The 22,327-nt window shown below is 70.5% G+C and carries 26 protein-coding genes and 1 tRNA gene; 13 read left to right on the plus strand and 14 right to left on the minus strand.

Annotated features, from left to right (window positions below; all coding sequences use genetic code 11):
* Positions 1-87: 87 nt before the first annotated feature.
* The gene (locus EFA46_RS02750; RefSeq protein WP_370529275.1) at positions 88-1,953 is read right to left on the minus strand and encodes a cation:proton antiporter; all 1,866 of its coding nucleotides are present in this window, start codon (positions 1,951-1,953) and stop codon (positions 88-90) included.
* A gap of 160 nt (positions 1,954-2,113) precedes the next feature.
* The gene (locus tag EFA46_RS02755; protein WP_123074981.1) at positions 2,114-3,019 is read right to left on the minus strand and encodes an MBL fold metallo-hydrolase; all 906 of its coding nucleotides are present in this window, start codon (positions 3,017-3,019) and stop codon (positions 2,114-2,116) included.
* A gap of 112 nt (positions 3,020-3,131) precedes the next feature.
* Here EFA46_RS02755 and serS point away from each other — a divergent pair, with 112 nt between their 5' ends.
* Together serS and EFA46_RS02765 are read left to right on the plus strand one after the other, a co-directional pair.
* Complete coding sequence (gene serS, locus EFA46_RS02760; RefSeq protein ID WP_123074979.1) at positions 3,132-4,508, plus strand: serine--tRNA ligase; 1,377 nt, start codon at positions 3,132-3,134, stop codon at positions 4,506-4,508.
* A 93-nt stretch (positions 4,509-4,601) separates the two neighbouring features.
* Positions 4,602-5,105 (plus strand): DUF367 family protein, encoded by a 504-nt coding sequence (locus EFA46_RS02765; RefSeq protein ID WP_123074977.1) that lies wholly within the window; start codon positions 4,602-4,604, stop codon positions 5,103-5,105.
* 55 nt (positions 5,106-5,160) lie between these two features.
* Here EFA46_RS02765 and EFA46_RS02770 read toward each other — a convergent pair whose 3' ends face one another.
* Together EFA46_RS02770 and EFA46_RS02775 are read right to left on the minus strand one after the other, a co-directional pair.
* A complete protein-coding gene (locus EFA46_RS02770; RefSeq protein WP_123074975.1) occupies positions 5,161-5,307 on the minus strand; it encodes a 50S ribosomal protein L40e in 147 nt (48 codons plus the stop codon).
* A 47-nt stretch (positions 5,308-5,354) separates the two neighbouring features.
* Positions 5,355-5,966: an MBL fold metallo-hydrolase gene (locus EFA46_RS02775; protein WP_123074973.1), complete on the minus strand. Its 612-nt coding sequence runs from the start codon at positions 5,964-5,966 to the stop codon at positions 5,355-5,357.
* 69 nt (positions 5,967-6,035) lie between these two features.
* On the opposite strand from EFA46_RS02775, the gene EFA46_RS02780 reads away from it, so the two are divergent.
* The 3 genes from EFA46_RS02780 to EFA46_RS02790 are packed head-to-tail and all read left to right on the plus strand — an operon-like array spanning position 6,036 to position 7,397.
* Positions 6,036-6,212, plus strand: a complete 177-nt coding sequence (locus EFA46_RS02780) for a DUF5786 family protein (protein WP_123074971.1) — start codon at positions 6,036-6,038, stop codon at positions 6,210-6,212.
* Positions 6,213-6,776 carry a DUF99 family protein gene (locus EFA46_RS02785; protein ID WP_123074969.1) on the plus strand — a complete coding sequence of 188 codons (564 nt, stop codon included), beginning with the start codon at positions 6,213-6,215 and terminating at the stop codon, positions 6,774-6,776.
* Between the two features lie 24 nt (positions 6,777-6,800).
* Positions 6,801-7,397: a uracil-DNA glycosylase family protein gene (locus EFA46_RS02790; protein WP_123074967.1), complete on the plus strand. Its 597-nt coding sequence runs from the start codon at positions 6,801-6,803 to the stop codon at positions 7,395-7,397.
* A 5-nt stretch (positions 7,398-7,402) separates the two neighbouring features.
* Here EFA46_RS02790 and EFA46_RS02795 read toward each other — a convergent pair whose 3' ends face one another.
* On the minus strand, positions 7,403-8,347 hold the full coding sequence (locus EFA46_RS02795; RefSeq protein WP_123074965.1) for a glycoside hydrolase family 43 protein: 945 nt from the start codon (positions 8,345-8,347) through the stop codon (positions 7,403-7,405).
* A 121-nt stretch (positions 8,348-8,468) separates the two neighbouring features.
* Here EFA46_RS02795 and hisH point away from each other — a divergent pair, with 121 nt between their 5' ends.
* A complete protein-coding gene (gene hisH / locus EFA46_RS02800) occupies positions 8,469-9,128 on the plus strand; it encodes an imidazole glycerol phosphate synthase subunit HisH (RefSeq protein ID WP_123074963.1) in 660 nt (219 codons plus the stop codon).
* Here the strand turns inward: hisH and EFA46_RS02805 are convergent.
* The 4 genes from EFA46_RS02805 to EFA46_RS02820 form a co-directional block, all read right to left on the minus strand.
* Complete coding sequence (locus EFA46_RS02805) at positions 9,125-9,409, minus strand: hypothetical protein (protein WP_123074961.1); 285 nt, start codon at positions 9,407-9,409, stop codon at positions 9,125-9,127. The two genes, hisH and EFA46_RS02805, sit on opposite strands and share 4 nt — an antisense overlap.
* 297 nt (positions 9,410-9,706) lie before the next feature.
* Complete coding sequence (locus EFA46_RS02810; protein ID WP_123074959.1) at positions 9,707-10,906, minus strand: VWA domain-containing protein; 1,200 nt, start codon at positions 10,904-10,906, stop codon at positions 9,707-9,709.
* Complete coding sequence (locus EFA46_RS02815; RefSeq protein ID WP_123074957.1) at positions 10,903-11,799, minus strand: MoxR family ATPase; 897 nt, start codon at positions 11,797-11,799, stop codon at positions 10,903-10,905. Before EFA46_RS02815 ends, EFA46_RS02810 begins: the two co-directional genes overlap by 4 nt.
* Before the next feature lie 46 nt (positions 11,800-11,845).
* Positions 11,846-12,235 (minus strand): hypothetical protein, encoded by a 390-nt coding sequence (locus EFA46_RS02820; RefSeq protein WP_123074955.1) that lies wholly within the window; start codon positions 12,233-12,235, stop codon positions 11,846-11,848.
* Between the two features lie 100 nt (positions 12,236-12,335).
* On the opposite strand from EFA46_RS02820, the gene EFA46_RS02825 reads away from it, so the two are divergent.
* Genes EFA46_RS02825 through EFA46_RS02835 form a run of 3 tightly spaced genes read left to right on the plus strand, consistent with a single transcriptional unit; the run spans position 12,336 to position 15,466 of the window.
* Positions 12,336-13,445, plus strand: a complete 1,110-nt coding sequence (locus EFA46_RS02825) for a tRNA (guanine(26)-N(2))-dimethyltransferase (RefSeq protein ID WP_123074953.1) — start codon at positions 12,336-12,338, stop codon at positions 13,443-13,445.
* A gap of 3 nt (positions 13,446-13,448) precedes the next feature.
* Positions 13,449-14,642 carry a YihY/virulence factor BrkB family protein gene (locus tag EFA46_RS02830; RefSeq protein ID WP_123074951.1) on the plus strand — a complete coding sequence of 398 codons (1,194 nt, stop codon included), beginning with the start codon at positions 13,449-13,451 and terminating at the stop codon, positions 14,640-14,642.
* A complete protein-coding gene (locus EFA46_RS02835; protein WP_123074949.1) occupies positions 14,639-15,466 on the plus strand; it encodes a phosphatase PAP2 family protein in 828 nt (275 codons plus the stop codon). Before EFA46_RS02830 ends, EFA46_RS02835 begins: the two co-directional genes overlap by 4 nt.
* On the opposite strand, the gene glnA is transcribed toward EFA46_RS02835, so the two are convergent.
* Positions 15,448-16,818 (minus strand): type I glutamate--ammonia ligase, encoded by a 1,371-nt coding sequence (gene glnA / locus EFA46_RS02840; protein WP_123074947.1) that lies wholly within the window; start codon positions 16,816-16,818, stop codon positions 15,448-15,450. The two genes, EFA46_RS02835 and glnA, sit on opposite strands and share 19 nt — an antisense overlap.
* A gap of 124 nt (positions 16,819-16,942) precedes the next feature.
* On the opposite strand from glnA, the gene lrp reads away from it, so the two are divergent.
* The gene (lrp, locus tag EFA46_RS02845; protein WP_123074945.1) at positions 16,943-17,404 is read left to right on the plus strand and encodes an HTH-type transcriptional regulator Lrp; all 462 of its coding nucleotides are present in this window, start codon (positions 16,943-16,945) and stop codon (positions 17,402-17,404) included.
* 140 nt (positions 17,405-17,544) lie between these two features.
* On the opposite strand, the gene thsB is transcribed toward lrp, so the two are convergent.
* Positions 17,545-19,212 (minus strand): thermosome subunit beta, encoded by a 1,668-nt coding sequence (thsB, locus tag EFA46_RS02850; protein WP_123077301.1) that lies wholly within the window; start codon positions 19,210-19,212, stop codon positions 17,545-17,547.
* 261 nt (positions 19,213-19,473) lie between these two features.
* Here thsB and EFA46_RS02855 point away from each other — a divergent pair, with 261 nt between their 5' ends.
* Positions 19,474-19,743 (plus strand): hypothetical protein, encoded by a 270-nt coding sequence (locus tag EFA46_RS02855; RefSeq protein WP_123074943.1) that lies wholly within the window; start codon positions 19,474-19,476, stop codon positions 19,741-19,743.
* A 44-nt stretch (positions 19,744-19,787) separates the two neighbouring features.
* The gene (locus tag EFA46_RS02860; protein ID WP_123074941.1) at positions 19,788-20,660 is read left to right on the plus strand and encodes a GIDE domain-containing protein; all 873 of its coding nucleotides are present in this window, start codon (positions 19,788-19,790) and stop codon (positions 20,658-20,660) included.
* Positions 20,661-20,732: 72 nt separating this feature from the next.
* On the opposite strand, the gene EFA46_RS02865 is transcribed toward EFA46_RS02860, so the two are convergent.
* The 3 genes from EFA46_RS02865 to EFA46_RS02875 form a co-directional block, all read right to left on the minus strand.
* Positions 20,733-20,814, minus strand: a tRNA-Ser gene (locus tag EFA46_RS02865).
* Positions 20,815-20,862: 48 nt separating this feature from the next.
* The gene (locus EFA46_RS02870; RefSeq protein ID WP_176969829.1) at positions 20,863-21,033 is read right to left on the minus strand and encodes a hypothetical protein; all 171 of its coding nucleotides are present in this window, start codon (positions 21,031-21,033) and stop codon (positions 20,863-20,865) included.
* Positions 21,034-21,417: a RidA family protein gene (locus EFA46_RS02875; protein ID WP_123074939.1), complete on the minus strand. Its 384-nt coding sequence runs from the start codon at positions 21,415-21,417 to the stop codon at positions 21,034-21,036.
* 88 nt (positions 21,418-21,505) lie between these two features.
* Between EFA46_RS02875 and EFA46_RS02880 the strand changes: the two genes are divergently transcribed.
* Positions 21,506-22,279 carry a hypothetical protein gene (locus EFA46_RS02880; protein ID WP_123074938.1) on the plus strand — a complete coding sequence of 258 codons (774 nt, stop codon included), beginning with the start codon at positions 21,506-21,508 and terminating at the stop codon, positions 22,277-22,279.
* Positions 22,280-22,327: the final 48 nt, after the last annotated feature.

Below are 22,327 nucleotides of genomic sequence, written 5' to 3' on the forward strand. Positions count from 1 at the left end.
GAAACCACGGTAGCCTGAAAGGGGCCACCCGACCGTGCCGTCTCCTCACTCTCGGGGGAGGAGACGGAAAAGCCCGCCGATGGGCGGTTAGTCCTCGTCGGGGTGGCAGAGGGTGATGGCCTCGCGGACGGCCTCCTTGCGCCCGAGGAAGGTGAGGTGGTCGCCCTTCTGGAGGGTGAAGTCCTCGCTGGGGACGGAGTTCTCGCCGTCCCGCCCCACCAGCGCGATGATGCAGCCGTTCGGGATGTGCTCGTCGAGTTCGCCGATGGTGCGCCCGACGAGGTCCTCGGCGGTGACCTCGATCTCCTGGACGTCGCCCGAGCGACCGATCTCGGTCATCCAGTTGGAGAGCGCGGGGCGCTCGATGATGTTGTCGATGCTCCACGCGGTCGCGAGCGAGGAGGAGACGGCTTTCACGCCGAGCTCGCTGAACGCGTCGATGTTGTTGGGGTTGTTGACGCGCGCGATGATGGTCTCGGGGTCGAACTTCGCGTCGACGAGCTGGCTGGCGAGCAGGTTCGCGTCGTCGTCGCCGGTGGCCGTGACGACGATTTTGGCGTTTTCGACGCCAGCCGAGCGCAACACGTCCATGTCGGTGCCGTCGCCGACGTGGACGGTGAAGCCGCGTTCGCGGGTGAGTTCGACGACCGATTCGTCCTGTTCGACGATGACGACGTTCTCACCGCGGTCTTCGAGGCGCTCTGCGAGCGCGCGACCGACGGTGCCGCCGCCGATGACGATGACACGCATTGGTATGACGTTGAGGTATTCTGCGATGTGTCTCGCGAGGCCGCCTTCGAAGACGACCGTGAGGAGGATGGTGAGGAAGACGATGCTGACGAGGGCGTTCGCGGCGGGGTCCATCCCGTGCGCGCGGAGTTCGACTGCGAAGAGCGTCGCGACGGACGCTGGGATGATGCCGCGCGGCCCGACGAAGCTGACGAACGCGCGCTCGGCGAACGTGAAGCGGTCGCCGAACGTGGACAGGTAGACGGCGAGCGGCCGGACGAGGAGGGCGGCACCGACGGCGACGGCGATACCGGCGACGCCGAAGCGAAGCAGGTCGTCGAGCGAGAGCAGGGAGGCGAGCGCGATGAAGACGAAGGAGAGGACGAGGAGCGTGATGTCCCCCTTGAACGTCTCTATCTCGTCCTCGTAGGGGAGGTCGGCGTTCCCGAGGATGATGCCGGCGGTCGCGACGGCGGCGAGGCCGGACTCGCTGAGGCCGGTGAGCTCGGCGAGCGCGTACGCGGCGAGCGCGGAAGCGAGGATGACGAGCCGCGCGTTCTGCACGGCGTTCCCGGGCGAGAGGTCGATCTTCCGGAGGACGACCCACGCGACGGTCGCGACGACGAGGCCGGCGACGACGCCGACGCCGATGCGCGCGGAGAACGCGGTGATGACTTCGCCCGTCGTCGCCGCTTCGGCGGTCACGACCTCGAAGGCGACGACCGCGAGGACGGCGGCGGTGACGTCGTTGACGACGCCCTCGGTCTCGAGGGAGGCACCGACGCGGTCCCGGACGGGGACGACTTCGAGGATGGGGGTGATGACGGTCGGCCCCGTGGCGACGAGGAGCGCGCCGATGAGGAACGCGACGTCCCACGGCTGGCCGAGCAGGAAGCGCACGAGCATGGCGGTGCCGAGGAGCGCGACGGCCGCCCCGACGGTGACGAGTCGCAGCGTCTCGCGCGGTGCTTCCCGGAGCTTCTCTATTTTGAGGTGGAACGCGCCTTCGAAGACGATGATGGCGACGCTCAACCCGACGATACCGCCGAGCGCGCCACCGAAGAGCTCGCGGACGTTGAGCACTTGCCCGACGCCGACACCCGCGAGGATGAGGAAGAGCACGCTCGGAACGCGCAATCGCGCTGCTACGAGCTGGGCGGCGACGCCCAGCACGAGGATGAGCGCGACGAATGTGATGAGTGGCGATGCAGACACGGGTTCCAGTAGGGGATTTTGGGGGGTAGGAGGATAAATTGGGGCGGTCGAGAGTCGGCAACGAGCGCCGGTAGTCGGCCCGAGTACCGCTCATCCCGGCGCGAGCGTCGTGGGACCGGGCTTCGGGGTCGCACGCTCCACGCGGCGCTCGAATCGCGCGTGGCGCGGCCTACGCCTCGTCGAGGTAGCGGAGGGCGCCCCGGACGTTCATCTTCGTCTCCTCCTCGGCCTTGTGCTCCGGCCAGACCGCACGGACGTCGGTGCGTTCGGCGAAGTGGTCCGCGACCGCCTCGTCGGAGCCGAGTTCGGCGCGTTTCTCCTCGACGGCACCCACCCACCGCGTGAGGACGTCCTCGTACTCGCTCAGGACGCCGTCGACGTCCTCGGGACCGGGCCCGAAGTGCGGGTAGAGGAGCACCTCGGGGTCGAGCATGCGGATCGCCTCCACGTCGTCGATGCAGGTCTCCAGATCGAAGTTCGGCGGCGGGCTCGTCTCCACGACGCGCCCGAGGTCGGGCACCCAGATGCCGGCGGCGTCCGCCGTGTGGACGAAGCCGTCGCGGTCGTCTTCGAGGACGACCTGATGGGGGGCGTGGCCGGGCGCGTGGTGCGCGGTGAGCGTCCGGTCACCGAGGTCGACGGCGTCGCCGTCCGCGAGTTCGACGACGCGTTCCTCGGGGACGGGTTCCGGTTCGACGTAGTAGCGCCACTGGTCGCCGACGGCGCGCTTCGTCCCCTCGACGAGGCGCTCGGGGTCGACGAGGTGGCGCGCGCCGTACTCGTGGACGTAGACGTCCGCGTTCGGGCACGCCGCCGCGAGGAAGCCCGCGCCGCCCGCGTGGTCGAGGTGGACGTGCGAGACGACGATGGCGGCGAGCTCCTCGCGCGCGACGCCGACTTCGTCGAGGGCGGCGAGCACGCGCTCGTGGTGGGTGCCGATGCCGGTGTCGAGGACCGCCGGGCGCTCGGCGTCCACGACGTAGACCGCGCCGTACGCGGCGGTGTCGTACATGCCGGTGTCGACGTAGTGGACGTCGGTGCAGGAGTCGACCGCGAAGACGTCGCCGGGGGACATGCGCGGAGGTTGCACGCCGGCGGCGAAAAACCTACGCCACGCGGGACGCCGAGCGCCGGCGCGCTCGCGCCATCCCGTCACCGTTTTGCCCGCCGCCCGCGATTCCCCGAACATGCTCAGCCGGCAGTTCGTCCGGGAGAACCCCGAGGAGGTCCGCGACGCCCTCGCGAAGAAGGGCGTGGACGCCGACCTCGACCGGATTCTCGACGTGGACGAGGAGTGGCGCGAACTCAAGCGGAAAGGCGACGACCTCCGACACCAGCGAAACGAGGTCTCATCACGGATCGGCCGCCTCAAACAGGAGGGCGAGGAGGAAGAAGCCCAGGAGGCCATCGAGCGCTCGCAGGAGCTCAAGAGCGAACTCGAGGCGGTCGAGGAGCGCGCGGACGAACTCGAGTCCGAGCTCGAACGCCTCCTCCTGACGCTCCCGCAGCTCCCCGCCGACGACGTGCCCGTGGGCGCGGACGAGTCGGAGAACGTCGAGCGCCGCCGCGAGGGCTTCGACGACCTGCGCGACCTCCCCGAGGAGGTCACGCCCCACTACGACCTCGGCGAGGAGCTCGACGTCCTCGACTTCGAGCGCGGCGCGAAAGTCTCAGGCGGCGGGTTCTACTTCGCGAAGGGCGACGGCGCGAAGCTCGAGCACGCCCTCGTCCAGTTCATGCTCGACGTCCACCGCGAGCAGGGCTACTCCGACGTCTTCCCGCCGATTCCGGTGAACTCGAAGTCGATGGAGGGGACCGGCCAGTTCCCGAAGTTCGTCGAGGACGCCTACCGCATCGGCGACGTGAACGAGGCGGACTACGAGGACGACGACCTCTGGCTCCTCCCGACCGCCGAGGTTCCCGTGACGAACATGTACCGGGACGAGATCCTCCTCTCCGAGGACCTCCCGCTGAAGCATCAGGCCTACACGCCGAACTTCCGCCGGGAGGCCGGCGAGCACGGCACCGAGACGCGCGGCATCGTGCGCGTCCACCAGTTCAACAAGGTGGAGATGGTGAACTTCGTGCGCCCCGAGGAGTCCGAGGAGCGCTTCGAGGGCCTCGTCGCGGAGGCCGAGGAGGTGCTGGAGCGCCTCGAACTCCCCTACCGCATCCTCGAGATGTGTACGGGCGATCTGGGCTTCACGCAGGCGAAGAAGTACGACATCGAGGTGTGGGCGCCCGGCGACGACATGGAGGACGGCCCCGAGGAGGGCGGGCGCTGGCTCGAAGTCTCCTCCGTCTCGAACTTCGAGGCCTTCCAGGCGCGGCGCGCCGGCATCCGCTATCGGCCCGAGCGCCACGAGTCGGCCGAGCACCTCCACACGCTGAACGGGAGCGGCCTCGCCGTCCCGCGCATCGTCGTCGCCGTCCTCGAGTACTACCAGAACGAGGACGGCACCGTCGACGTCCCCGAGGCGCTCCAGCCCTACATGGGCGGCCAGGAGGTCATCGAGGGCCACGAGAAGGTCGGCGAGTCCGCGCTCGGGAGCGGGGAGAAGTAACGCGGAGCGCGGAGCGTTCCGCGAAGAAGCGAGCGGGGAGGAACGACCCGCGAGTAACGCCACTTTTGCTCGTTCGCGACGTACCTCCGACGAATGGACCTCCACGTCCGCTACGAGGGTGACGACGACCCGAAGAAGTGCACGGCGCGGAAGCTCGCGCGCTTCGACATGGCCGAGCTACACCGCTCGGCGCGCGCGACGCCGTTCGGGCTCGTCCTCAACCCGCACGCGGACACCGCGCTCTCGCCGGCGGACGCGGAGTACTCGACGCTCGTCGCGCTCGACTGCTCGTGGGAGACGGCGGGGCGGGCGATGTTCGAGATGGCGGGCGAGCACCGCGCGCTCCCCTTCCTCGTCGCCGCGAACCCCGTGAACTACGGGACGCCCTTCGAGCTCAACACGGCGGAGGCGTTCGCGGGCGCGCTCTGCATCCTCGGCGAGCGCGAGCACGCCGAGCGCGTGCTCTCGAAGTTCACGTGGGGGCACACCTTCCTCGAGTTGAACGAGGAACCCCTACGCAGATACGCGGCGTGCGCGGACTCCTCGGAGGTCGTCGAGGTCCAACAGGAGTACCTCGACGCCGGCGAGGACGCGTAGAGCGCGGCCGCTGGAGGAAGACGGAGTCGGTGTGGAGGAAGAGGCGGCGTCGGCCTCAGGTCGCGCGGCGTTCGCGGGCCTTCGGGCGGAGATTGTTGTAGCCGCACTTGCGGCAGTGGTCGGCCTCCTTGGGGTTGCGCGCGTTACAGCGCATGCAGACCTGCTTGTCGAGAAGCCGGTCCTCGATGGATTGCTCGGACATACCCCTGAAATCGACGCGCAGGCGGTTAAGGTTTTAGAAACGCGCGTCTACTCGTCCGGGTACTTCGGCTCGAACTTCTCGGCGCGGGCGAGCGCCGTCTCCACGACGTCCCGAACGTCGCCGTGGTAGGTGTCGCCGTGGCCCGCGTACATGTGCTCGACGCCGTCGGGCATGCGTTCGAGGAGGCGCTCGATGCTCTCGACGAGCTCCGCGCGGGACTGCCCCGGCATGTCGGTGCGCCCGAAGCTCCCGTAGGCGAACGCGCCGTCGTCGTGGACGACGACGTCCCCGGAGAAGAGCGTCGACTCGGAGACGAACGCGAGGTGGTCGTCGGCGTGCCCGGGCGTGTGGACGGCGTCGAACGTCTCGTCGCCGATGGTGACGGTGTCGCCGTCCGCGAGCGCGTGCGTCCGGCGCGGGTGGTCGGCGTACGCGTGGACGTCGGGGTCGAACGCCTCGCAGACGGCGTCGAGCTCCTCGACGTGGTCGCCGTGCTGGTGGGTGAGCACGACGGCGTCGAGCGCGTCGGTGTGCTCGGCGACGACGTCCGCGACGCCCGCCATCGCGCCCGCGTCGACGAGGACGTCGCGCTCGCCCAGTGCGAGGTAGGCGTTACACGTGAACGATTCGGCCTCCGCCGTGAGCTCCTCGACTCGCATACGCGCACCTACACGGCCCGATTTTAAATAGGCGGTTCCTTTTTGAATCCGAGACCCCTAGGGATAGTCATGGGCTTTGGTAGCTACGACGAATCCGAGCAGGAGCGTCAGCAACTCGACTCCGCCGACGACGACGGGGAAGGCGTCGAGACGGAGCAGAACGCCCACGAGGGTGAAGTCGAATACGAGATCGACGCAAGCAACGACGAACTCCTCGACAAACTCCAGGACATCAAGGGCGAGTAAGTGAAGTCGGGTGCCCGTGCGCTCGGGGTCGCCGAATCCTACGCCCCGGACGCCGAGCGCAGCACGCTCGCGGGCGCCGTCGTCCGTGCCGACCGCGTCGTCGACGACTTCTGTTTTCGACCCGTCACGGTCGGCGGAGCCGACGTGACCGAGGCCGCAATCGACCTCTGGGAGTCGCTCGACCGCCCGGACGTCCGTTACGTCCTCGTCGCGGGCGTCGCGCTCGCGTGGTACAACGTCCTCGACCTCGGGCGTCTCCACGACGCCGTCGAGCGCCCCGTGGTGGCGGTGAGCTTCGAGGCGAGCGGCGGCCTCGAAGCGGCCATCGAGCGCGAGTTCGCGGGCGACGCGCGTGACGCGCGCCTCACTGCCTACCGCGCGCTCCCCGAGCGCCACGCGCTCGACCTCGGCGACGACACCGTCTACGTCCGGTCGGTCGGCTGCGACGACCCGGACGCCGTCGTCCGCGCGTACACGCCGGAGGGCGGCCGCCCCGAGCCGCTACGGGTCGCCCGCGAGGCCGCGCGCGCCGCCGACGACTACCGGCGAACCCCGGACGCTTAACGTCCGCGACGCCGACGCTCGGGTATGAGCGAGAGCGAGAACATGACGGGGCTCTGCGTCGAGGGCTGCGAGGAGTGCCCCGACCTCGTCGCCTCCCGGAGCCGGATCGTGAACGGCGTCGGCCCCGCCGATGCGGACGTCGTCTTCGTCGGCGAGGGCCCGGGCGCGAACGAGGACGAGCGGGGCGAGCCGTTCGTCGGGCGCAGCGGCGACGTCCTGAACGCCGCGCTCGCCGACCACGGCCTCGGCAGGAGTGACGTCCGCATCACGAACTGCGTGCGCTGTCGGCCGCCCGAGAACCGCGACCCCACGGACGCGGAGCTCGCGAACTGCCGGCCGTACCTCGATGCCGAGCTCGAGGCCGTCGACCCGGACGTCGTCGTCGCGCTCGGGAAGGTGCCCGCCCAGCACCTCCTCGGCCGCGACGTCGCCGTCACGAAGGAGGCCGGGACGATAGAGACGGTCGCCGTCGGCGACGCGCGCCTCGACGTCCTCGTCTGCGTCCATCCCGCCGCGACGCTCTACGACCGCTCGCAGGAGGACACCTTCGAGTCGGCCATCGAGAAAGTCGCCACCATCGTCGGCGCCGAGGGCGGGCAGTCGAGCCTCGGCGACTTCTAGGCGGTCTATCGCTCCCCGGGGTCCTTCTCGTAGGCCCGGAGGCGCTCGTACTCCTCGCGCGTGATGCGCAGCACCGTGCCGTGCTTGAAGCCGTACGGGAAGGAGAACTCGTCGTCGGCGCGCTCGAACGCCGAGTCGAGGGAGTCCGCGACGAACGGCACGTAGCCCTGCGTCTCCGGGTCGCCCCCGAAGTAGTCGAGGAAGAGACACCAGCGGCCGTCGTCGAGGCGGAACGCCGTCGGCGCCTCGTAGCGCGCGCCGTCCAAGCCCGCCATCGTCCGGTCGAACGCGGGGACGCGCGTGAACGGCCCCGTCGGGCGCTCGCTCTCGAGGAGGACGATGCCCGTCGGGTTCGACTGGCTCTTCGCGAAGCAGTAGTAGGTGCCGTCCTCCTCGTACATCGCGGAGTCGATGACGCCGCCGTCCGGGTTCCGGTAGAGGAGCTCGGGGTCGGAGAACGACTCGAAGTCCTCGGTGCGCGCGTAGTAGAGCGCCATCTCCGCGTAGTCGTCGTCCTCGTGCGATGAGGACCAGTGGACGACGTAGTCGCCGTTCTCGCGGTCGTAGGTGATGTCGGGCGCCCAGAGGCAGCCGAACTGGCCGTCGCCGAGTTCGACCATGCGTTGCTCCGACCACGCCACGAGGTCCGCGGACTCCCAGAGGGTGAGCGCGTCGCTCCCGTTCCGCGTGATCTCCTCCCACGAGCCGTCGTACTGGTTCACCATCCCGTAGGCGAGGCTGAGGTCCGTCCCCATGATGACGAAGCGGCCGTCGTCGGTCCGCGTGATCGTGCAGTCGCGCACGCCCTTGTCGCCCTGGTAGCTCCAGAGGACCGGGTCGCCGCCATTCACCGCCTCCCAGTTGAAGCCGTCCTCGCTGACTCCGAAGTACACCTGTTCCCCGTCCGGCGTCCGCGTCTCGCGGAAGTGGACGAACAAGTACGCCGCCATACCGTGGCCTCGTCGGGCGGGGTCGTATCGGTTTCGTTTCCTCCGGAACGTTCGGGAGGAATCGCGCGAGCGCGTCGGCGACAGGGAAACCGACTTGGTTCGCCGTCCCCCACCGTTCCGTATGAGCACGCAGTCCTCCCGCGAGACGGCGGCGGACGTCGTCGTCGTGGACTACGGCCTCGGGAACCTCCGGAGCGTGACGCGCGGCCTCGAGCGCGCCGGCGCGCGCGTCGCGGTGTCGGACGACCCCGACGACCTCGACGACGCGGACGGCGTCGTCCTCCCCGGCGTCGGCGCGTTCGGCGACGGCATGGAGAACGCCGGCCCCTTCAGGGACGCCCTCGACGAAGTCGCGGCCTCGGAGACGCCGCTCTTCGGCATCTGTCTCGGGATGCAGATGCTCCTCGACACGAGCGAGGAGGCCGACCGCGAGGGCCAGGGCGACGTGGACGGCCTCGGACTCGTTCCGGGGACGAACGTCCGCTTCGACGACCCCTCCCTGAAGGTCCCGCACATGGGGTGGAACGAGCTCCACGTCAAACGCGAGCACCCGCTCGTCGAGGGCGTCGACGGCGAGTACGCCTACTTCGTCCACTCCTACTACGCCGACCCCGACGACAACGGCCACGTCGTCGCCACCACCGACTACGGCGCCGACTTCCCGTCCATCGTCGCGAACGACGACGGCACCGTCTTCGGCACCCAGTTCCACCCCGAGAAGTCCGGGGAGACCGGCCTGCGCATCCTCCGGAACTTCGTCGACCTCTGCGCCGAGTCCTAGCGGAGGCGCACGGCGTCGACGTATCTCGTCACCTTTGCCTCCCAGACGACGGAGATGCCGACCGCGACGAGGCCGTCGGCCGCCGACTCGACCGGATACTCGTGAGTCCGCCAGCCGCCGTGGTCCTCGACCGCCCGCGTGGTGTCGAAGGCGCTCTCCGTGAGCGGGCGCTCCGGGCCGGCGTACGCGGCAACCTTCGTGATGGTGTTGAACGACTCCTCCGGGCTCCAGACGTCGAGGGCGAGCGTGTCGGCGTCCGAGAGGTCGGTCGTCTGTGCCACCCAGAGCGTCCCGTCGTCCTGCCGGCCGTCGATGAAGAACGACGCGGCGCGCGACCCGTCGCTCGCCTGCTCGTCCGAGGCCGTGATCGTCGACGCGACGGGCGCGCCCGTGTTCGGGTCGGTCGGGAGCTCGCGCGCGCTCCCATCCCGCGAGACCGCTCTCGAAGCTCCCGTTCGCCAGCCCGTCCGTCGTCGGCGCGCTACAGCCCGCGAGCGTCGCGAGTCCGGCGGTCGCGAGCGCGCCCGTCGTCGCGAGGAAGGAACGTCGATCCATGGCGAGACCGTCGCGCGCCACCCTCAAAACGACTGTCGCCGCGCGTCCCCGACCGCGCGCAGCGTCGGGCCGCGTCGCTTCAGGTCGTCCGCGAGGGCCGCGAGGTCGTCGGCGTCCGCGAACGCGTAGCAGCCCTCGACGTAGTCGAGCGCGGCGCGCATCCCGGGCGCGACCGGTCGCCACTGCGGGTCGGCGGCGAGCGGGTTCAGCCAGAGGACGCACCGGGCGCGCCCGGAGAGCCACGCCAACTCGTCGCGCAACCGGGACGTGTCGCCGCGCTCGACGCCGTCGCTGACGACGACGACGGTGTCGCGCCGACCGACGGCCGCCGCGTGCTCGTCGTGGAGCGTCGCGAGCGCGTCGCCGATGCGAGTGCCCCCACCCCACTCGACGCCGCCGGCTTCGAGCGCGCGCCCGGCGGCGTCCGGGGAGTCGGCGTCGAACGCCGCGCTCACGTCGCGGAGTGCGGTGTCGAAGAAGAAGACCGGCGTATGCCGCCAGCGAGCGCGGACCTCGCGACAGAACGCGAGCAGGACGTCCCGGTCGAGCGCGTCGATGACGGAGCCGCTGACGTCGACGAGGACGACGCCGCGCGCGGCGCTGCGCTCGCGCTCGCGCTCCGGGAGGGAGAGCGGGACGCCGCCGCGACTCGCGTTCTCGCGGAGCGCGCGCCGGACGTCCGGCCGGCCGTCCCCGCCCGTCCAGCGCCGACCGGAGAGAGAGGCGACGGCGTCCGTGAGGGCCGCGACGGCTCGCGACACGTCCACCTCGCCGAGACCGTCGAGGCTGACGCGCTCGCTCGCGCCGTCCGCGCTGTACTGGTCGCCCGCGCTCGCGCCGTCGCCGGTGCCGACGCCGCCAGTGAGGCCGTCGCCGGGCGCACCGCCGACCGAGGCGTCCACGTCGCTGACGGTCTGGCCGGGCGCGTCCGCCGCCCCCTCCGCGCTCGTGCCGAGCGTGGCGGTGTCGTCGCCGTACGCGGCGTCCGCCCCGCGGAGGCGCGCCCAGAACGTCTCGAAGCGCGCGTCGAGTTCCGCGACGTCCGCCGGGCGCGTGCAGAGCGTCGCTCGCAGCGCGGTACGAACCGCTTCCTTCCCGGGGTCGTCGAGCGCCGCGAGCGCGTCGGCGGCGGCGAGCGCTCCGTCACCGGGGACGGCGACGCCCGCGTCGCGGAGTTCGGCGACGAAGCGCACCAGCTCCGCCCGAACGTGGTCGGCGATCACGTCCGGGAGCGGGCGTCCGCGAGGACGGCCTCGATGGCGTCCGCGTCCACCTGCTCGACGTCGTCGGCGTCCTTCAGGAGACAGCCGAGCGTCGCGCGCACGGTCTCGGCGTCGAGGCTGTCGTAGTCGAGCGCGGCGAGCGCCTCCGCCCAGTCGAGCGTCTCCGCGACCCCCGGCGGCTTCCGGAGGGGGCGCTCGCGCAGCGCCGCCGCGACGCCGCAGACGGTCGCCGCCGTCTCGTCGTCGAGCGCGGGGACCTTTCGTGCGACGATTTCGCGCTCGCGCTCGACGTCCGGCGCCTCGACGTGGCAGTAGAGACAGCGCCGCTTCAGGGCGTCCGAGAGCGCGCGCGTCCGGTTCGACGTGAGTATCACGACGGGCGGGCGCGTCGCCGAGACGGTGCCGAGTTCGGGGATGGAGACCTGGAAGTCCGAGAGCACCTCGAGCAGGAGCGCCTCGAAGGCCTCGTCCGCGCGGTCCACCTCGTCGACGAGCAGCACGGGCGGGCGCTCGCCGTCGTCCGCGCTCGCGATTGCCGCCAGCAGCGGGCGTTCGAGGAGGTACTCCTCGCTGAAGACGGAGGCGTCGCCCTCGACGCTCCGCTCGGCGCCCTCGACGGCGAGCAGCTGCTTCGTGTAGTTCCACTCGTAGAGCGCGCTCTCGGCGCTCAGCCCCTCGTAGCACTGGAGGCGCACGAGGTCGGTGTCGAAGCCGGCCGCGAGCGTCTTCGCGAGCTCGGTCTTCCCCGCGCCGGGCGCGCCCTCGACGAGCAGCGGCTTCCCGAGTCTGAGCGCGAGGAGCGCGCTCGTCACGACGTCCTCGGAGGCGACGTAGTCCTGGGCGTCGAAGGCCGCGCGCACGTCGGCCTCCGTCACGTCCGCGAAGGCAGTCATCGCCCACCCCTAGACGCCGGACGGTGAAAAGCCCCGACGCTCGCGCTCAGAGGAACTCCCGAACCTCCGAGTAGTACATGTCGTGGTGGTCGACGGCGCCGACGCGCTCGGCGATTTCCGTGGCGAGGACGTGCCAGCAGCGCTGGCTCGGGTCCTCGGAGTCGAGGTTGTACTGGCTGTCCCGGCAGGTGCAGCCACCGTCCTCGACGACGTACTCGTCCTCGTGGCCGACGACGACCGTGAAGTCGTTGTACTGCTTCACGCGGCCCTCGCCGACGGCGTCGACGGCGCGCCGGCCCCGGTCGCCGTGGGCGGCGAGGAGGCGCGCGACGACGTCCGGCGTGAGTTCGCCCGCGTCCGCGAGCGCGTCTCGCCAGTCGCCGCGCTCGTCGGTGGTCCCGTCGGCGTCGCCGGCGTCGGCGTCGTCGGCCGTCACTGCTCGCACGTATTCGACGGCCGGGTAAAGAGCGTGTGGTTCGCCGCGCACGGGTGCGTGTCGTGTCCTTTAGGGTCGCGCCGCCCCGAGTGCGCCCATCATGGAGGTCACGGAGGGCGCAGTGACGGTCGACGTCCCCGAGCAGTCCGGGGAGGCCATCGAGGAGGCGGTGTTCTTCAACCCCGAGCAGGAACTCAACCGGGATCTGACCGTGGCGACGCTGCGCGCCTACCGCGAGCGCGAACCGCGCGCCGAGACATACCTCGACGCGATGGCCGCCTCCGGCATTCGCGGTGTGCGCGCCGCGAACGACGGCTGGGCGGCGACGCTCGTCGACCGCGACCCGGACGCCGTCGCGCTCGCGGAGGCGAACCTCGCGCGCAACGACTGCGAGGGCGACGTGCGCCACGACGACGCCAACGCCGTCCTCTGGGACCCGCAGCGCGCCTTCGACGTCGTCGACCTCGACCCCTTCGGCACGCCCGCGCCCTTCCTCGACGCCGCGTTCGCGAACACCCGCGACCTCGTCTGCGTGACCGCGACCGACACCGCGCCGCTCTGCGGGGCGCACCTCAAGTCCGGCATCCGGAAGTATCAGACCGTCCCCCGGAACACCGAGTACCACGCGGAGATGGGCGTGCGCGTCCTCCTCTCCGCGATGGCGCGCTCGGCGGCGCGCTTCGACGTCGGCATCACGCCCGTCCTCACGCACGCGACGCGCCACTACGTCCGCACGTACGTCGACCTCACGCACGCCGCGAGCGCCGCGAACGACGCCGTCGATGCCCTCGGGCACGTTCATCACTGCCCCGAGTGCCTCTGGCGCACCCACGAGTACGGCCTGCGCGCCGACCGCCCCGAGGCCTGCCCGAACTGCGACGGCACGAACCTCCTCACCGCCGGCCCGCTCTGGCTCGAGGCCACCCGCGAGGACGCCTTCCTCGAGCGCGTCCGCGGGCAGTTGAGCGACGACATGGCGACGAAGGAGACCGCCGACGGCCTCCTCACCGACCTCCGAGAGGAGCTCGACACGCCGACGCACTACGACCAGCACAAGCTCTACGGGCGCTGGGGCGAGCCCGCCGTCGGCATGGACGAGTTCCTCGGCGCGCTCCGCGACGCCGGCCACGCCGCCTCGCGCACCCACTACGGCGGCACGACGTTCAAGACGGACGCGGACGTCGCCGAGATACGCGATATCGCGCCCTGAGGGATGGGGCGCCTCACCGACGCCGTCGCCGTCGTGCGCGCGGTCGTCGCCCGGTCCAGCGACGCCGGCATCACCTTCCTCGCGGCCGCCGTCGCCTACTACGCCTTCGTCTCCCTCGTCCCGCTCCTCCTGCTCGCGCTCGCCGTCGGCACCGCGCTCGTCGGCGAGCGGGTCGCCGGCTACGTCGTCGGCACCACCGGCGCGTTCCTCACGCCAGCCGGCCAGCAGCTCGTCCGCGACGCCATCGCGGACGCCGCCGGCCGCAGCGGCGCCACCGTCGTCGGCGTCCTCGTGCTCGCGTGGTCCGCCCTTCGCGTCTTCCGGGGCCTCGACATGGCGTTCTCGCGCGTCTACGGCCAGCCGGAGGCCGAACCGCTCGCCCAGCAGCTCGGCGACGGCCTCGTCGTGCTCTGCGCGGTCGGCGTCGCCGTCTTCTGCGCCGCCGCCGTCGGCGTCGCCGTCCCCTACGCCTTCGGCGGCGCGCTCGGCGACCTCCTCGGCACCGTCGCGCTCGTCTGCGTGCTCGTCTGCGTCTTCCTCCCGCTCTACTACGTCTTCCCGGACGCCGACGTCGCTCTGAACGAGGTGTGGCCGGGCGCCGCGTTCGCGGCCGCGTCCTGGACGCTCCTCGCGGACGCCTTCCGCCTCTACACGACCTACATCGACGACTACCGCGTCTACGGCGTGCTCGGCGCCGCCGTCCTCCTCAGCACGTGGCTGTACGTCTCCGGGACTGTTATCATGGTCGGGGCGGTACTCAACGCCGTGCTCGCGGGACGAACAGACGAGACGGAGGCTGAACCGGACGGGAAGCGGGTCGAGACGGACGGCGGGCGCACCGAGCCGACGCCCGACGTCACGGAGCTCCAGCACCGCGTCGAGTCGCTCGAACGCCAACTCGACGAGAAGACCCTCCACCGGGACGCCATCGAGGACGACCTGAAGGGGTACGTCCGCTCGCGCGTTCGAAGCAACCACGCCCGCGGGTGGGGCCCCTATCTCGTGCTGCTCTACGGCACCGTGATGACGCTCGGCGCGTTCTACTGGCTCGAGAGCGACGGTCTCGCGATCCTCGCCATGGTCGTCGTCTGGCTCTCCACGCTCGGCCTCTACGTCCTCATGGTGCTCTTCGGCGCCGGGCTGAACGCCCTCGGCGTGCCCGGGAAGGCCGTGGGCTGGCTGCGCTCGAAGCAGTGAGGGGCGTCGGCGTCACGAGCGCGCTCACGGACGCGCTCCCGCCTGCGCTCGTGCCCGTTCTCGAACTCCTGACGCAGCTCGGCGACGCGTGGTTCGTGATGGTCGCCGTCGCCGCCGTCTACTGGGTCGGCCCCCGCTACGGCCTCCTCAGCGCGCGCGACGCCACGCGCTACGCCGCCGTCGGCCTCGCCGCCTTCGGCGCTATCGTCGCGCTGAAAGGCGTCTTCGCGCTCCCGCGCCCGCCCGCCAGCGTCGCGCTCGTCCACACCGACGGCCACGGCTTCCCGAGCGGCCACGCGACCGCCGCCGCCGCCCTCTACGGCGGCGCCGCCGCCCTCTTCGCGCGGCCGGCGCGGCGCGCGCGCTGGCTCCTCGCGGCCGGCTTCGTCGCCGTCGTCAGCGCCACCCGCCTCCTCCTCGGCGTCCACTACCTCGTCGACGTGCTCGCGGGCGCGCTCGTCGGCACGCTCGTCGTCGCGTGCGTGCTCGCGCTCACGCGTCGCCGCCATAGCGTCGGCTTCCTCTTCGCCGCCGCGCTCGGCGTCTGTGCGCTCGGCGCCGCCGGGCCGACGGTCGACGCGCTCGCCTCGGTCGGCATCACGCTCGGCGCGCTCTGTGGGTACGCGGTCGCGACGCGATACGGCCGCGCGCGCGTCAGCGCACCGCTGGCGCTCTGCGGCCTCGTCGTCTTCGGCGGGTTCGGCATCGCCGCGCTGAAGGCGCCGCTCCCGGGCTACGGCGTCGTAATAACGAGTATGGTGGCGGGTGCCGGCGTCCTCGCGCTCCCGGCGACCCAGTCGCTCCGTCAGAACTTCTCGAGGTAGCGCTCCTTCTCCCAGTCGGAGACCTGGATGCGGTAGCCGGTGTGCTCCTCGCGTTTGGCCTCGATGAACTTCTCGGTGATGTGCTCGCCGAGCGCGTTCTGAACGACGTCGTCCGCCTCGAGGGCGTCGACGGCCTCGCCGAGGTTCGCCGGGAGCGTCTCGATACCGTACTCCTCGCGCTTGGCCTCGTCGAACTCGTAGATGTTCTCGCGGACCGGGTCGGGGGCCTCGAGGCCCTGCTCGATGCCGTCGAGACCCGCGTGGATGAGCGCGGCGAACGCGAGGTACGGGTTACAGGACGGGTCCGGGAAGCGCGCCTCGATGCGGGAGGCGGCCGGGACGCGCGCGGCGGGCTTGCGGATGAGCGCGGAGCGGTTCCGGTCGGACCACGCGACGTAGACCGGGGCCTCGTAGCCGGGAACGAGGCGCTTGTAGGAGTTCACCGTCGGGTTCGAGACGGCCGTGATGGCGGGCGCGTGCTCGAGGATGCCCGCGAGGAACTGGTGGGCGGTCTCGGAGAGGTCGAACTCGTCGTCCTCGTCGTGGAAGGCGTTCTCGCCGTCCTCGAAGAGCGAGAAGTGCGTGTGCATCCCGGAGCCGTTGATGTTCGCAATCGGCTTCGGCATGAACGTCGCGTGCAGGTCGTGCTCGGCGGCGATGGCCCGGACGACCGTGCGGAAGGTACCGACGTTGTCCGCCGTCGTGAGCGCGTCGTCGTACTCGAAGTTGATCTCGTGCTGGGACTCCGCGACCTCGTGGTGGGAGGCCTCGATCTCGAAGCCCATCTCCTCGAGGCCCTTGATGATGTCGCGCCGGACGTCCGCCGCGAGGTCCTTCGGCGCGAGGTCGAAGTAGCCGCCGACGTCGGAGAGTTCGGTCGTCGCGCGGCCCTCCTCGTCCTCCTCGAAGAGGAAGAACTCGGGTTCGGGGGCGGCGTTGACCTCGTAGCCCATCTCCTCGGCGCGGTCGATCGCGTTCTTCAGGACGCGACGCGGGTCGCCCTCGAAGGGCTCGCCCGTGGACGTGTTGATGACGTCACAGATGAGGCGGGCGGACGCGCCGTCCTCGCGCTTGCGCCACGGGAGCACGGAGAACGTCTCGGGGTCCGGCTTCAGGCGCATGTCGGACTCCTGGATGCGGACGAAGCCCTCGATAGAGGAACCGTCGAAGTAGATACCGTCAGTGAACGCCTTCTCGGCCTGCTCGGCCGGGACGGAGACGTTCTTCACGGTCCCCATGATGTCCGTGAACTGGAGTCGGAGGAAGTCGACGTTCTTCTCCTCGATCTCGTCCAGAACGTCCTGTTCCGTCTCACTGAGGCCACCGTCTGCAGCGTAGTTGCCGTTCGTCATTGGTTACGTCGTTCGATGCAAACGCACGGAATACTAAAGCGGTTCCGGTCCTTGCAAATCTTTTCGCCACCCGGGGAAATGGACGTTCGTTAAATTCTAATGCCCCGACCGCGTCTAGGACTGTATGACCTACGAGAACCTCGATGCCGAGCTCATCAACGCGTTGCTGGGGGACGGGCGGGCGAGCCTGCGGAGCCTGGCGGAGGAACTCGACGTGTCGGTGACGACTGTGTCGAACCACCTCAAAGACCTCGAAGAAGAGGGCGTCATCAGGGGCTACACGCCCATCGTGGACTACGACAAGCTGGGGTACGACGTGACGGCGATCCTGCAGTTGAAGGTCGAGGGGGGCGCGCTCCCGGACCTCACCGACCGATTGCGGACGCACAAGCAGATGGTGTCGGTCTACGAGGTGACCGGCGACTACGACGTCATCGCCGTCGGCAAGTTCACCGACACCGACGACATGAACACCCTCATCAAGGAGTTGCTCGGCGACGCCGACATCAACGAGTCCGCCACCAGCGTCGTCCTCGACGCCGCCGTCGAAAACCAGCAGTTCCAACTCGACATCGACGGCGAGTAACCCCTCGCTGTTCTCCGGTTTCAGCGCGGCGCGTAGTTACGACTGTGCGCGGAACGCCAAAGAATAACGGATGGGCCGAACGGTCGGCGGGCGATACGCGAGCGACGCGGGGCGAAACGGGGCTTCTTCCGAAGCCGAGGTTACATCATGCCGCCCATGCCGCCCATGCCGCCCATGCCGCCTGCGCCGCCGGGGCCGCCCTCGTCGTCACCCTTGTCGGTGGAGAGGTCGCCGGCGGAGATGATGTCGTCGATTTTGAGGACGAGGTTCGCGGCCTCGGTGGCGCTACTGATCGCCTGCTCCTTCGCGTGCGCGGTCTCGACGACACCGGCGTCGAGGGAGTTCTCGAGGTCGCCCGTGAGGACGTTCAGGCCGGTGCGGCTCTCGCCGGACTCGTGCGCGGAGCGCAGGTCGACGAGGATGTCGATCGGGTCGAGGCCGGCGTTCTCGGCGAGGACGCGCGGGACGAGTTCGAGGGAGTCCGCGAACGCCTCGACGGCGAGCTGCTCGCGGCCGCTGACGGAGTCCGCGTAGTTGCGGAGCTGGTCGGCGACCTCGACTTCGATGGCGCCGCCACCGGGGAGGACGCGACCGTCCGAGATCGTCTGCGCGGCGACGTCGAGCGCGTCGGTGACGCCGCGCTCGAGCTCGTCGACGACGTGGTCGGTGGAGCCACGGAGGATGAGCGTGACGCCGTGGGCGGTCTCACCGGTGCCCTCGATGTAGAAGAGCTCGTCCTCGTCGTCGCGACGGACGCTCCCGCGACCGAGGTCGGCCTCGGTGAGGGCGTCGAGGTCGGAGACGATGGTCGCGCCGAGGACCTCCTTCAGGAACTCGACGTCGGACTTCTTCACGCGGCGGACGGCGAGGATGCCCTCCTTCGCGAGGTAGTGCTGGGCCATGTCGTCGATGCCCTTCTGGCAGAGGACGACATCCGCACCACTGTCCGCGATCTTCTGGACCTTCTCCTTGAGCTGCTTCTCCTCCTGGTCGAGGAACTGCTGGAGCTGGTCGGGGCTGTCGATGCTGACGGAGGTGTCGGCGTTGGCCTCCTCGACCTCGATGGCCTCGTTGAGGAGGAGGACGTTCGCGTCGTCGAACTCGGTCGGCATCGAGTCGATGACGGGGTCCTTGGAGACGGTCGCGCCCTTGAGGAGCTCGGACTCGGAGACGGCGCGCCCGGTCTGCGTCTCGATGTTGATGTTCGCGACGTCGACGACGGTGGAGCCGTCGTCGGCCTCGACGGAGACGGCGCGGAGCGCCTCGTAGAGGAGGCCGCTGAGGAGTTCCTTGTCGATCTCGGCGCTCTTGCCGGTCATAGAGGTCTCGGCGACGGAGCGCACGAGCTCCTCGTCGTCGGGGGCGACGTCGACGGCTTCCTCGTCGACGAACTCGCGGGCCTTCTCGCTCGCGAGGTTGTACCCCTTGATGACGGCGGTCGGGTGGATGTCCTGCTCGAGGAGGTCCTCGGCGTTCTTGAGGAGTTCGCCCGCGATGGCGACGGCGGTCGTCGTCCCGTCGCCAGCCTCGTCCTCCTGGGTCTCGGCGACTTCGACGATCATCTCGGCCGTCGGGTTGTCGATGTCCATCTTCTCGAGGATGGTGACGCCGTCGTTCGTGATCGTGACGTCACCCATGTCGTCCACGAGCATCTTGTCCATCCCCTTCGGGCCGAGCGTGGAGCGCACGGCGTCCGCGACGGCGCGAGCCGCCGAGATGTTGTGCTCCTGCGCGTCCTTGTCCTTTACTCGCTGCGCGTCGTCGCCCATGATGACCATCGGCTGGCCCTGCATACGTCGCTGAGACATCGTCACCGCAAGGATTGTTTGCCCTTCTATATAAAACTTTCTCCAACCGCCTCCCGCGACGGCTGCGAGAGCGCCTGAGCGCCGAATATCGTGATAGGCGTTACCGTGGGTCGTTCTGGTCGCGTCCGGCTTCGCGCTCGGAGGAACCGCCGCAGTGCCGTCGATACCGACGACGACGAGAGCCACGCGAACGCGACCGACCGAGCGTCTTGAGCCCGACGGACGCGAAGGCTTTTTTCCCTGCCCGCCGGCGACGGACGTATGGGAACACGAACGCTCGCCGAGAGCGCCGACTCCCGGACCGACTTCGCCGCCGCCCTCGTGTCCCGGCTCGTCGCGGGCGCGCTCGGCTGGCTCCTGATCGGAGCCGGTGTGCTCGGCGTCGGATACACCCTCGTTCGCGCGCTCGGACCCGCGCCCCAGAGCGCGGTCGGAAGCACACTCGCGCTCGCGGCGTCGCTCGCCGCCGTCGCGCTCGGCGTCTACGGCCATCCCGGTTTCCGCGAGCGGCTCCGCGCCCGCCGCGACTGAGCGGTCCCCCCACATTTAACGCCCGCGTGCGTCAACTCCGACCCATGTCCGCCCTCCCCGTCTCCGTCGGCATCGCCCTCCTCGCCGTCGCCGCGTTCGCCGGCGTCTACGGTCGCCGCCAGCACCGCCGGAGCGCGCTCGTCCGGACCACCGAGACGACCGACGTCCGGGACGTCCGCGAAGAAGGCCGCATCGAGTTGCGGGGCACCGTCCGCGCCGCCGAGCCGTTCGACTCCCCGATTCGCGGCGACCCGGCCGCCCTCGCCGCGTGGGAGGTCGAGGAGTGGGACGAGCGCGGCAACTCCGAGATGTGGGAGACGCGCGCCGAAGGCGTCTACGCGGCGCCGTTCGCCCTCGACGACGGCACCGGTCGCGTCACCGTCGACGTCGGCGACCACGTCAGCGACGTCTCCTCGGGCACCGGCATCCACGAGATACAGGTCGGGCCAATCGACGTCGACCGCCTCACCGACGTCGGCGTCTCCGCCGACGACGTCCTCGCCGTCCTCGACGACTTCGCCGTCGGCGTCAGCGTCCCCCCGGACGCCGACCCGCCCGAGCGCATCGCCGACTTCGTCCGGGGCGAAGCCGGCCTCGCGGAGCAGAGCGACTCCATCACGAACGTCCTCGATTTCGGGACGGCGCACGGCGAGCGCCGCTACTGCGAGGGCGTCCTCGCGCCCGGCGACGACGTCTACGTCCTCGGGCACGCACGCACCACCGAGGGCGCCACGCACCCGCTCAAGCCCGAGGACGTCGTCGTCACCCCCGCCGAGGGCGAGTCGTTCATCGTCTCCGACAAGCCCGCGTCCGAACTCGTCGAGGCGTTCGGGACCTACCGATACGCGTACGCCGGCGCCGCACTCGCCGCCGTCGCCGGCGTCGGCGCGCTCGCGGTCGGCCTCGGCGTCGTCTAGGCCGGCGCGCGTCCGCGTCCGGTCACCGACCGGTCGGACGCGGCGCTCGTCGGCGGTAGTTCAGAGAGAAGACGCCGGGACTGGGATTTGAACCCAGAACCCCATAAGGGGACACGCTTTCCAGGCGTGCGCTTTGCCATTCGGCCATCCCGGCCTGCATTCCTTCGTAACTCGGTCGTCGGTTTAAACCCTTCTTTTCGAGTCAGGGCCGGGCGACGCGCGCGCCGACGGCGCCCGTGACGCCGACGACGACGGCGACCGCGAACAGGACCGGGAGCGCAGGCCGGCCGCTGACCGCGTAGTACCCGAGGCCGAGAATCAGGAACGCGAGCGCGGCGACGGCGCCCCACGCGGCCGTGGGCGCGGCCCGCATCTAGTCGCGCTGGGCGGCGACCGCCTCGATCTCGACCGCGACGCCCTTCGGGAGGTCGGCGACCGCGAACGCGCTCCGGGCGGGCGGGTTGTCCGTGAAGTACTCGCCGTAGGCGTCGTTCATCTCCGCGAAGTCGTCGATGTCCGCGAGGAGGACCGTCGTCTTGAGGACGTCCTGCATCGTGAGCCCCTCCTCCTCGAGGATGGCCTTCACGTTCTCGAGGCACTGGCGAGTCTGCGTCGAGACGTCCTCCTCGCTGAGGGTCTCGCCGTCCGGCGTGAGCGGGATCTGTCCGGCGGTGTAGACGACGTTCCCGTCCGTGGTCGCTTGGCTGTACGCGCCGACGGCGGCGGGCGCGTCCGGCGTCTCGATGATGCGCTTCATGCGCGGACTGTAGTCGTCCCCGGACTTAACTGTGGGCGCGTTTCGCCGACCACCACGGTATTTTGCACGCGCCCGCCAACGGACGCGTATGCGCCGACTTCGCGTCGCCCTCCTCGCGGCCGTCGCCTCGCTCCTCGCGCTCGCCGTCGCGGTCCTCCGCCGCGCGCGCCGACGCGCCGCCGGTATCCCGCTGAGCCCCGTCACCGCAGGCGCACGCGTCGGCGCCGGCTTCCCCGAACGCGCCGGCCTCACGACGGGCGAAGAGCCCGCGGGCGAGATGGACGACATGGTACACTACGCCCGCGACGGCTTCGACCCCGAGCGCGTCCACCCGCGCGTCCGGGCGTTCTACGAGGCGACGAGCGACTACCCGATGACGGCGACGGTGACGTGGCATCGTGGCTTTCGGCTGGGCGCGGCGCTCGCCGCGCGCGTCACGAGCGCCGTCGAGCAGTTGAACCTCCCCGGTCCCTTCGAGCGCTCGACGGTCGCGCTGACGAGTCGCTTCGCCGACGTCCGCGCGGACGCCGACCCCCGTGAGGACGTCCGGGCGTGGGTGCGCACGGACCGCGAGACGGGCGAGGCGGTGTTCGTCGCGCTCTACGGGAGCTACGAGCGCGACGGCGAGCGCTACGTCACGGTCGCCGTCCCGCTCCCGTGGGCGAACCTCTCGACGGTGCTCCGCCTCGACCACCACGACGGCGACGACGCGGACGCCACGGGCGTCGCGCTCACGACGCTGTCCGGCGACGACCCCGGCCTCTATCTGGTGACGCCGCTCGGCGCGCTCGCGCTCCCGCTCGAACAGCGCTTCACCGTCCGCCCGGACGGGGACGGCGTCCGGGCGACACAGACGATGTGAGTCTGTGGCGTGCGCTTCCTCACCATCGAGTACGACGCCGAGCGCGAC

The organism is Halarchaeum sp. CBA1220 (assembly GCF_003721175.2).
GTDB classification, from domain to species: Archaea; Halobacteriota; Halobacteria; order Halobacteriales; family Halobacteriaceae; genus Halarchaeum; species Halarchaeum grantii.